Source organism: Vibrio sp. V31_P5A7T61, assembly GCF_009904895.1.
GTDB classification, from domain to species: domain Bacteria; phylum Pseudomonadota; class Gammaproteobacteria; order Enterobacterales; family Vibrionaceae; genus Vibrio; species Vibrio metschnikovii.
Map to the genome: position 1 here is coordinate 1 of NZ_WXWI01000063.1, position 10,849 is coordinate 10,849.

Consider the following 10,849-nt stretch of genomic DNA (forward strand, 5'->3'; position numbering starts at 1 on the left):
GCCAACATAAAAAATACCCTCAAACATGAAATGCTTGAGGGTATTTTCAACCAACCACAGGATCGTTCAACTGATCATTTGCTTAACTGATCGGTGTTAAGCTTCGTGCTCGCTTTTTTGTCTCTATTAACCTTGTGGTCATCCAAAGAATAATAAAGATCGAAATGCATTTTACTTGGTTTACTTAACGTTCAGCCATACTTTCTTTAAGCTGTTGCCCTGTATCCGGTTTAAGATAACTCATCATAATAAAACTGAGTAATCCACACAGTAGGGTCGGGACGATGGGATGGACTCCCGCTAAATCAGGTTTTAACCACATTAAACTCGTGTAGGTGGAGAGCCCAACGATCATTGAACTCAATGCGCCTGTTGATGAAGACTTTTTCCAATATAAACCGAGCACCAAAGGCCAGAGAAATACCGCTTGTAAGCCTCCGAGTGCCATTAAGTTAAGCCAAACAATCATCTCCGGTGGATTGGTGGCTGCAAAAAACACCAATAAGGCAAAAATCATCGTCACCCACAAAGATAAACGAGTCAGCTTACTTTCTGCCTGCGGCTCATCGATAAGTCTGGGATTAATATAGTTAAGATAGAGATCTTTTAATAATGTCGCCGAGGCTTGGATTAGCTGTGAATCAATACTCGACATAATCGCGGCCATGGGGCCGGCGAGGAAAATTCCTGCCAATAAAGGCGGAAGAACGGTGATCATTAAGGTCGGCATGATTTGATCTGGGCTAGTAAGATCCGGCATGATAGCGCGCCCTAATGCTCCCGATAAATGGGTGCCAAACATCAACAAAGCCATCATGATGGTGCTTAAGATTATACCTTTGTGTAACGATTCACTGTCTTTATAAGACATACAACGAACGGCGGCATGGGGTAACCCAATCACACCAAAGCAAACCAGTATCCAAAAGCTCAACATAAATGGCTGACTGAGGAATTGATCGGGGCCGTAGGGGGTAATTAACGCAGGATCAATACGATGCAGTTCCGTGACTAGTGTACCAAGGCTACCGCCAGCGTGGATAACCCCTGCTAACAACACAAAAGTTCCGATTAACATCATGATCCCTTGCACGGTATCGGTCATTACTACCGCACGAAACCCGCCGATGGTTGTATAAAGACCAACAGTAAAAGCAAACAGCATTAAGCCATGTTGATAAGAGAGCCCAGTAACCGTTTGTAATAGGCGTGCTCCACCAACAAATTGCACGACCATCGTACCAAAAAAGGCCAGCAGTAAAGACGTCGATGCTAAAATAACCACACTACGACTTTTAAAGCGAGCGTATAACATATCATTGAGAGTCAACGCATTATGACGACGAGCTTCAATCGCAAACTTTTTACCTAATATACCAAGAGTTAACCAGGTTGCTGGTAGCTGGATCATCGCGAGCAATACCCAACCTAAGCCAAGTTTATAAGCGGCACCTGGCCCGCCAATGAAGCTACTAGCGCTGGCATAAGTGGCAGCAAGCGTCATTGCGAGCACAAATCCCCCCATGCTGCGCCCACCAAGAAAGTATTCATTGAGAAAGCCGCCATCTGTTGTTCTACGCCGGCTAAAAAAAGCAATCGCAAATACGGCTGCTAAATAAATGATGAGAGGCAAGAGAAGTTGATTATTCATCACGGGTCGTCATATCTGGTTCAAGACTAATATCGCGATAAATGAATGCCACCATTAACGCGCAGAGAAGAGTAAATACTATTGGGCCTACCACACAAGACAGCAAAAACCACAACGGCATACCGAAGTAGAGTGCTGGCAATTCAAGATCATCAAAAGGCGCAGACAAGCCATAAGCCGTGACATACCACCAGATAAAGTAACCCAAGGCGAGGATCAGAGCGGCTAATGCTTCGCGATGAGTTTGTTGAATAATACGCTGTCGGTTATTCATCCGTTTCCTCAGTGATTAGGTATCCCTAGCTACTTGAAGTTAACGTCGGATTATTGGTATCCGTTTGTTCAATGGTAATAGTGAACAAGGCTGATGATGACAAGATCGAGTAGTTTGGGAATAGCGAGTTTCTAAGGGGAGGTATGGTATTACAAATATGGCGTTGGAGACAAAAAATATCGTACAGGATGAATGAAACAGCTGGATACAGATGGTTATTGATGAGTCAATAGTGCTTAATTCGAAGATCAGATAAGGAGAAAAGCATTTAAGCATTGGCCTTTTAGCGTATGACGGCTGCTAAAAGGCAGTCGGCCATCGGTAACTTATCCACCATACTGCTTTTCAAAGGCTCTTTGCTCAAGAATATCTTCAATTTTTTTACGCGTTTGGTGCTGAGTTAACGGCATTTTCTCATTGCTGTCCGCTTGAGGAGCGGCTGTCTTGGTTTTTTTTGGTGCTTTTGCCATGTTGGTATCATCCATTTAAAAAATGATTCCTATTAGTACACTAATGAGGATTAAAGGCCAGCCTAAGAACCGAGTTATTAGATTTGTTGCACAAAAGTGAATGTAATCCGTGCATCATCGTTAACACCTCTATTTCAGTGTTATTTCAACGAGAAATATTGGTCGTGCGGTATCGTGAATGGCAAGCTTTTCTCAAAGCGGAGAAGGAAGTGATGGATAAAACAATGGCGTGATAAAGTATCACGCCATCAACATTCTATTACAGAACCGTTACTTGTTCTGCTTGAGGGCCTTTTTTGCCCTGCTCAACGTTGAAGCTTACTTTTTGGCCTTCAGCGAGAGTTTTGAATCCTTCAGATGCGATTGAGTTGAAGTGAACAAAAACATCACTTCCACCGTTATCTGGAGTAAGAAAACCGAAACCTTTAGTTTCGTTGAACCATTTTACTGAACCTGTCACTTTACCTGACATAATTACCTCTATATTTTATGATACTAAATTAATGTTGGCTGATAGATAAGCAATTGAATGGTAGATGAAGGTAAACTTGTACAGGCACTAAACGAAGGGTATCGATGGTTTTCTGAGCAAAAACTTACACTTTATGTCACATTAACAACTCTGCTTTAAGAGCCAACTTCACTATACACGTTGCCGAGTAAATAGCGAGACTTATTTATTCCGAGATGATCGTTGTATCGCTTGAACGTTTGGAAACTGCCCCAATATCTTAGTTAATTAACAATGAGTATACCCTTCCTACTTGAAGCTGCAGCGGTGTTGGCTATGTTCGTTTACCCCAATCACATCGTTTGCCTATGCTCATGGGGATTCAATCACTTGCCGCCTACCTGCAACGCCAAGTCGTTTGGGTATAAACGATGTTTCGGCAAGGTTTACTGACAAGATAATAACAACAAGGAGAGTGTCATGACACAAGCATATGTACCCCCTAAGGTTTGGACCATGGAGAGTGAAAATGGCGGACAATGGGCAAGTATTAACCGACCTGATTCTGGTTCTCGTTTCGAACAAGTGTTACCGATAGGTCAACACCCGATCCAACTTTACTCTATGGGGACACCTAACGGGCAAAAAGTCACTATCTTGTTAGAAGAGTTATTAGCATTAGGTATTCACCAAGCTGAGTACGATGCCTTTTTGATAAAAATTGGTGATGGTGAGCAATTCGGATCTGGGTTTGTTGAGGTCAATCCTAACTCGAAAATCCCTGCATTAATGGATCGTTCGTTAGCGTCGCCGATTCGCGTTTTTGAATCGGGTAATATTTTGCTCTATCTTGCGGAGAAATTTGGTCACTTTTTACCACAAGCGTTGCCCGAACGTACAGAAGTGATGAATTGGTTGTTTTGGTTGCAAGGTTCCGCGCCTTATTTGGGTGGGGGATTTGGTCACTTTTATGCTTATGCTCCAGAAAAGTTTGCTTATCCTATCAATCGATTTGCAATGGAAGCGAAACGTCAACTGGATGTGTTAGACAAACAACTGGCCAAACAGACCTATATTGCGGGTGAAGAATATACGATTGCTGATGTGGCGATTTGGCCTTGGTATGGCAATCTAGTGTTAGGTAATGCTTACAATGCGGCTGAGTTTCTGGATGTGCAATCTTATCAACACGTGCAACGTTGGGCGAAAACCATTGCAGAACGTCCGGCAGTGCAACGTGGTCGAATTGTCAACCGAACATGGGGAGAGGCTTGGGAGCAGTTAGCTGAGCGTCATAACGCACAAGACATTGATCGCGTATTAGAACTGCAACCGAAGTAAGTTGAAACCGAAGTAAGTTGAAACCGAAGTAAGTTGAAACCGTCCAGTGAAGTACGAGGCCACCTTAATGTTATTGACGGTGATCGCTACGTTGTTCGGAATGTTGTTCGCGATGTGGTACTTCTTCGAACTCACCTTCAATAACATGTTCACTTTCGTTATTGTGAGCTTGATGAAAAGGGCGGCGTCTTAGCTGCCTTTCTAACCGCTTGCCGCTAATGATGGCTATCAAGGTGAGTGGAATCGCGAGCAGTAAGCCAAAGATTAAGGCGAAAAAACCGCAGATTAATGTCAAGGTGGTTACTAATACTCGATACATAAGCTGTCTCCCAAAATCGATATCAATTTATCATACCTCATCTGTGATGAAGAAAACATGAACGATGCTTACTCAAACCGCATTAATGTTGATGAGAGGTTTCATCATAGGGAGGGTGTGCCGCCCTCCCTATGATGAACGTTGGCTAATAGGTTATTGAGTTGAGTCATCGGTTAGCCAAGCGACTTGTTCAGCAATACTCATCTTAAGATTATGAGGATAGAGTAATGATGGCTGCAACAAGGCATAAAGTTGCTGCTGGTAAGCGTCTAACCATGCATATCGCTCACGGTACATTTTGCGTTTCGGGCGCTTTATCTCTCCCATTTCGCGACGCTTAGCAGATAAGGGTAAAGAATAAAACCAACGGTTGTGATCAACGCCATCGTGTTCTTGCCATAATTGGTCATAGTCTAAATTGATCGAATCACTTTTTTTACCATATCGCTTGGCATTATAAATATGGGCTGAATTTTTAACCGCATAGATAGTTTTTATATCTAAATATTGAGCGATAAATTGAACCGCTTCAACCATAAAGGATTTAGGCCTTAAACCATGGATAGCTTTAGTGAATGTTCGGCTGAAACCATTATCGTTAACGGCACCTTGCATGCAGCCAATTAATAATAGGTTGTTTTGAATCGTGAAACCTAAAGTATAATAAGCATAGCCTGTATTATCTTCTAGTGATAACGCCAATTCACCTTCTTTACGTATTCTTCCATCGAAGCTTAAAGTAAGTTGATAATTTTCATCGTCAATATTGATACTGCCTAAATATAATTTATCAGTATGTATTTTAAGAATGGCGGCACGAGAAAAAGTAGCTTCTAGCCATGAATGGTGGTCATTGAGCAACTGTATGACATCACTTTTACTTAAACCAATATGTAGAAATGGAATCATACATTTCATGATATAATTTGGCTGGCGAATAAAAATATGTTGCCGACGCTCATGATGGAATAAGTTTACCATCTTTTGGAAATGACGGGGATAGAGATAAGATCTAAGAATAAACTTACTGATATCTCTCAATTTATGTTTTTGGCTTTGAGCATGAGCTGCCGAGGCTAATTTTAATCGCACACGAATTACCACTACTGTAATACAGATAATATTCAGCGAGTATTATTACTCACAGCCAAGAACATCGCTATTGTGTTTGTGTACTTTTTTGTATGGGATTGTCTTAATCGAGGTTATGTATAGTGTTAACTTATTAATAATGCTGCACTCTGATTATCTCTTAATCATAATTCCTGATCTATTATCCTTTTTCTATCAATGAAAGCCTGAATTGTATTTATGTCAATGTATTGATTGACTTTGATTAATAACTATAAATTATATTAGTTAGCCGTAACCCGAGAGCAGAGTATCGCTAGTGGACCAAAACAAAAAAACCGCCTATCGGTCGTGATAAGCGGCAAGGGGGGATGATGGATCCATCTGTCCTGAACATTATTGGCTACCCAATAATATAAAAAGCGTCGTAACTCTTTCCGCCGCCTTTCGCTCAGCACATTCGGTTTATTATTATTATTGTGTTGTGGAGTCGGTTTCGATTATTGAGGATACGTTTTGTAACGCACGCCCATCATTTGTTCCATACAGTGAATGACTTGGCAACTGTAACCAAATTCATTGTCGTACCAGACATATAAAACGCAGCGATTGCCTTGGGCGATTGTTGCAGCACCATCAACGACGCCAGCATGACGTGAACCGACTAAATCGCTCGAAACGATTTCAGTTGAATCGGTATAGTCAACTTGCGCTGAAAGAGGGGAGTGAGTAGCAATTTGTCTTAAATAGTGGTTTAACGAGGCTTTATCGGCTTCTTTGGCTAGATTTAAGTTAGCAACCACCATCGATACATTGGGGGTCGGTACGCGAATCGAATTCCCGGTTAATTTTCCTGCTAGCTCCGGTAACGCTTTGGCGACGGCTTTCGCTGCACCTGTTGAGGTCAGCACCATATTCAGAGAGGCCGATCGGCCACGACGTTCACCTTTGTGGAAGTTATCAATCAAATTCTGATCGTTGGTATAAGAATGAACGGTTTCAATATGCCCAGATAGCACACCATATTGATCGTGCATCGCTTTAAGAATGGGCGTAATTGCGTTGGTCGTACAACTTGCTGCGGATATGATCGTATCATCAGCGCTAATCACCGATTCATTCACCCCAAAAACCACATTTTTAATATCGCCTTTACCGGGGGCGGTGAGCAGCACTTTACTCGCACCCGGAGAAGCTAGATGACGGCTCAACCCTTCACTGTCGCGCCACACACCGGTGTTATCAACGACAAGCGCATCGTCAATACCATAGTGGCTATAATCGACCTCTTGCGGTGAGTCAGCATAGATCATTTGAATATAGTTACCGTTAGCAATCAGTGCCTTGCGTTCACTATCGATAATAATACTCCCGTTGAACTGGCCATGGACGGAATCTCGTCTTAATAGATTGGCTCGCTTTTCCAAATCTCCGTCTTTACCGCCACGAACGACAATTGCACGTAAGCGTAATGGGTAACCCGGACCACTTTTTTCTATTAATAAACGAGCCAATAAACGGCCAATACGACCAAAACCATAAAGCACAACATCTTTAGGTTGATTCATGGGTTCGCCGTTCACGGCTTCAACAAGTGCCGTATGCAAGTAATCTTGCATAGCATCGGCGTCATCATGATGTTGCCAATAACGATGCGCTAATTGGCCAATATCGATTTTACAAGGTGATAGGGTCATCTCTGCCAGTGAAGTGAGCAAAGGTATGGTTTGTTCAAGAGATAAAGATTCTCCGATATAGCGACTCGCAATTTTATGAGCTTTGATGATGTCAATCGTGGTCGCATTAATCAGCGTTTTACCAAACAATAAAATTTCTACACCTGCTTGTCGGTAAAGTTTGCCAATCAGAGGCGACATAGATTCAGCGATGGTTTGGCTAATTTGCCAATCGAGGCGATGTTTTTCTGGGCTCATGTTGACTTAAGACCTTTCACGTAGGGTTAAACGTGATGTCACCGCAAGCGATAAGCATCACGTGCTCAACCATCACAATTTGTATTGTGTTTAGTATTGAGCTAGCTTGTTATTGGATTGTGTCTGGATTGTAAATCTTGAGCGGTTATTCTGCTAGTAAAATTAATGGCCATATATTAGGCTGTAGTTCTACTGCTTTCTGGTGTTTTAGCGGAGTTTTTAAGGGTTAAATCGGTATTGACAATTTTAATTAATGTCACTTATTTCGTGAGGATATGCATTGAAATCATAGTTGTGTTTGAAAAAGAAAAATGAGTTACTTAATTTTTGTGATTTCAATCGAAAATACCTATTTATTCAGCAGGTTAATCCGTATTAATGAGCGTGATTTAATCCATGTGGTTTGAATGTGTTCGCGATCTGAAAATAATCCTTAATTGATTAGGGTTATTGGCAAGCACAAGGTAGGTTAATTTTTACCTACCTGCTTGTGAATGAACGGTGGTTACCAGACAAGGCACTCTTAAGTGGTTACTGGTGGTATTAATTAGAGATTCGCTGGTGGGATCTGGCTGATCGGTTTGAGCTCATTTAAAGGTAACCAGTTTACTTTTACCCCTGCTTGTAAAAACATATCTTGGCTAACTTTTATTTTGTCGCCCCAACGAGAAAGAAAATCGTCAGACTGTTCAGGGCAATGCACAGCAGAAATACCAGTTTGAATGATTTTTGCTGCGCAATTTGGGCACGGAAAATGAGTGACATAAATTTCACAGCCATCCAAATCACGTTTAGCGAACAGAATCGCGTTTTCTTCAGCGTGCAATGTTTTTAAATATTTCATGTCACGGTCGTCGGTATTTGCACTGTCAGAGATCCCGTGTGGATAACCATTAAAGCCGACAGAGACAATACGATTTTGTTTGGTGATCACAGCACCGACTTGAGTAGACGGATCTTTACTCCAAGAGCCAACCAGTTCGGCCATTTGATAGAAGCGTTGCGCCCATTTTGAAATCATAATCTTGGTTTCCTTAACGTAACGTTATTTGTCAGTCATGATCGTGATTTTGTAGAGCTTAGTCTAGATAAATTTTGCGACCGTCACACGAGAAAAACGTTGATTGGTTAGGCTTGGCTTTACTAGAGTGAGACTGAACTCTCGTTTTTTATCGCTCCTCGCTAGACGGCTATGGGTGATTTAGCGATAAGCTTTGTGAGAGATCTCTTACAATCAATGTGAGAGATGTGCGTTTTTTGTTATGGGTAAAGCGGTGGAATTTCCCTTATCTTATTGTTTTTAATGATTTATTACTGTAATGATTTGCTGAGCTGAATAGACATGTTCATTCACCACCTTGCTGAAAAACCGTGTTGCCGTATTCTGAATTTGTCAGCAGGAAGCCGACACGGAACAGGAAAGACCCAAGGATAGGTCATCTTCAGGACGAAGATTCGATGATTCAGGATGAAACATCGGCAAGGAAAGCAAAGGACATTAGCAGGACGCGAATAACTAGGATGGTTATCACGGATGGTTAATGGACATCTTAAAGGAATAAGGCACGTCTATCAGGATGATAGAGTAAGGGACACCGCTAGGATGGCGATGAAACGGAATGTGCTAATGGATATAGCAGACTATCAAGGAATTGATGCAGGGAGCACTTGATTAGTAGCCGGATTGCTGCGAGTAAGAACTGAACCCCACTAGGCGTAAGCTTAGTGGGGTTTTCTTTTGTACAGCGAACTGGCTTTTTTTATCGGCTTAGATATATTGCCGTAGTGGTCATCGGTTCGCCACGATGAAGCCCCCGTTTATTTTAAAGATAATATTCACTTTGCAAGGCCAATCTAGGCTAAAGACAGGAGTTATTCGATGCAAGCAGAAGTACAATGGGTTGATGGATTAAGATTTATTGGTCAATCACCGTCAGGACACTCTATCGTAATGGATGGTAATGCAGGCTCCTCTGCGCCCAGCCCAATGGAAATGGTGTTGATGGCCGCTGGGGGGTGTAGCTCAGTGGATGTGGTTAATGGCTTAAAGCAAGCTCAGCAAGCGGTAACGGGGTGTCGTGTATCGTTGATCACTGAGCGTCGAGAAACGGCGCCGCGTCTTTTTACTCATATCAATCTGCATTTTACGATTGAAGGGAATAAGGTATCGTCAGAAATTGTTGAACAAGTAGTGGCAGATTCACTCAATAAATACTGTTCAGTTTGTTTAATGCTTGGTGAAAGTATTGAGCTCACCCACAGCTGGGAAGTCATTAATGCTTAACGAATGAGCATGAAAGGGAACAGGAATGAGCCATTTTAACTATACAGGATGTGGGATTGCTGCCATTTTATTGTGGGGAGCAATGATTGGTTTAATGCGCACTGTGGCTGAAGCTTTCGGACCGATTGGTGGTGCAGCTTTACTCTATACTATTGCCGCTGTCTTTTTAATACTCGTGCTTGGTGTCCCTAAACGACAACATTTTTCTCTTCGCTATTTATTGATAGGAGGAGGGTTATTTGTCAGCTATGAAATCTGCTTGGCATTAGCGATAGGTATGGCCAATAGTCGTCATCAGGCTTTAGAGATGGCGGTGATTAATTACTTATGGCCAGCGATCACGGTAGTACTAGCGGTTATCTTAAGTAAAAAAACAGTCAGCGTTTGGCTTTATCCGAGTGTTGGTCTGGCCTTTACCGGTGTTGTTTGGACTTTAACGGGAGACGCCGGATTCTCTATCACACATGTGGTAAATAATATTTCCAGTAATCCTTTGACCTATGGGCTGGCCTTTATGGGGGCGGTGATTTGGGCAATCTATTGCAACGTGACGAAGTTAATCGCAAAAGGTCAAAATGCTATCGCTCTGTTTTTTATCGCTACAGCGATGGTGTTATGGATAAAGTACGCGCTAAGCCAAGAAGGACCACTGAGCTTTAGCCCAATCGCCACCTTCAATGTGATACTGACGGGTGTGGTGATGGGCAGTGGTTATGCGTTATGGAATATCGCTATTTTGCGTGGCAATATGTTGTTATTGGCAACATTGTCTTATTTTACGCCTGTGATATCGACGTTTTTTTCATCGTTAATTCTTGGTGTGATACTCGACACCAGCTTTTGGCAAGGGGTGGCAATGGTGACGTTGGGTTCATTACTCTGCTGGTGGTTAACGCGTGATAAACCTAAGCTGATTGAAGCGACCACCTAAAATAAACCCGCCATTAACGGCTAACACCGATCAGTTAAGCAAATGATCAGTTGAACGATCCTGTGGTTGGTTGAAAATACCCTCAAGCATTTCATGTTTGAGGGTATTTTTTATGTTGGCTCA

The 10,849-nt window shown here is 42.2% G+C and carries 11 protein-coding genes; 3 read left to right on the top strand and 8 right to left on the bottom strand.

The features are described 5' to 3' along the window. Positions 1-184: 184 nt before the first annotated feature. The 4 genes from panF to cspE form a co-directional block, all read right to left on the bottom strand. Positions 185-1,651 carry a sodium/pantothenate symporter gene (panF, locus tag CAG58_RS14300; RefSeq protein ID WP_161426649.1) on the bottom strand — a complete coding sequence of 489 codons (1,467 nt, stop codon included), beginning with the start codon at positions 1,649-1,651 and terminating at the stop codon, positions 185-187. Beyond that, on the bottom strand, positions 1,644-1,925 hold the full coding sequence (locus CAG58_RS14305) for a YhdT family protein (protein WP_158137053.1): 282 nt from the start codon (positions 1,923-1,925) through the stop codon (positions 1,644-1,646). Before CAG58_RS14305 ends, panF begins: the two co-directional genes overlap by 8 nt. 326 nt (positions 1,926-2,251) lie before the next feature. Beyond that, positions 2,252-2,410 carry a hypothetical protein gene (locus tag CAG58_RS16840; protein WP_004397053.1) on the bottom strand — a complete coding sequence of 53 codons (159 nt, stop codon included), beginning with the start codon at positions 2,408-2,410 and terminating at the stop codon, positions 2,252-2,254. A gap of 244 nt (positions 2,411-2,654) precedes the next feature. Next, entirely contained in the window at positions 2,655-2,867 is a 213-nt protein-coding gene (gene cspE, locus CAG58_RS14310) for a transcription antiterminator/RNA stability regulator CspE (RefSeq protein WP_004397054.1), read from the bottom strand. Positions 2,868-3,326: 459 nt separating this feature from the next. Between cspE and yghU the strand changes: the two genes are divergently transcribed. Further along, positions 3,327-4,187, top strand: coding sequence for a glutathione-dependent disulfide-bond oxidoreductase (yghU, locus tag CAG58_RS14315; protein ID WP_161429781.1), 861 nt, complete (start codon positions 3,327-3,329; stop codon positions 4,185-4,187). A 70-nt stretch (positions 4,188-4,257) separates the two neighbouring features. Here the strand turns inward: yghU and CAG58_RS14320 are convergent, their stop codons facing one another. From CAG58_RS14320 to CAG58_RS14335, 4 genes are all read right to left on the bottom strand, one after another. Next, the gene (locus tag CAG58_RS14320) at positions 4,258-4,506 is read right to left on the bottom strand and encodes a hypothetical protein (RefSeq protein ID WP_072670654.1); all 249 of its coding nucleotides are present in this window, start codon (positions 4,504-4,506) and stop codon (positions 4,258-4,260) included. Positions 4,507-4,659: 153 nt separating this feature from the next. Then, entirely contained in the window at positions 4,660-5,598 is a 939-nt protein-coding gene (locus CAG58_RS14325; RefSeq protein ID WP_161429780.1) for a DUF535 family protein, read from the bottom strand. Positions 5,599-6,077: 479 nt separating this feature from the next. Beyond that, the gene (locus CAG58_RS14330; RefSeq protein ID WP_158137050.1) at positions 6,078-7,511 is read right to left on the bottom strand and encodes a glyceraldehyde-3-phosphate dehydrogenase; all 1,434 of its coding nucleotides are present in this window, start codon (positions 7,509-7,511) and stop codon (positions 6,078-6,080) included. Between the two features lie 547 nt (positions 7,512-8,058). Continuing rightward, positions 8,059-8,532: a dCMP deaminase family protein gene (locus CAG58_RS14335; protein WP_004397071.1), complete on the bottom strand. Its 474-nt coding sequence runs from the start codon at positions 8,530-8,532 to the stop codon at positions 8,059-8,061. A gap of 858 nt (positions 8,533-9,390) precedes the next feature. Here CAG58_RS14335 and CAG58_RS14340 point away from each other — a divergent pair. Together CAG58_RS14340 and yddG are read left to right on the top strand one after the other, a co-directional pair. Next, entirely contained in the window at positions 9,391-9,795 is a 405-nt protein-coding gene (locus CAG58_RS14340; protein WP_110167371.1) for an OsmC family protein, read from the top strand. A gap of 25 nt (positions 9,796-9,820) precedes the next feature. Beyond that, on the top strand, positions 9,821-10,726 hold the full coding sequence (gene yddG / locus CAG58_RS14345; RefSeq protein WP_161426502.1) for an aromatic amino acid DMT transporter YddG: 906 nt from the start codon (positions 9,821-9,823) through the stop codon (positions 10,724-10,726). Positions 10,727-10,849 lie beyond the last annotated feature (123 nt).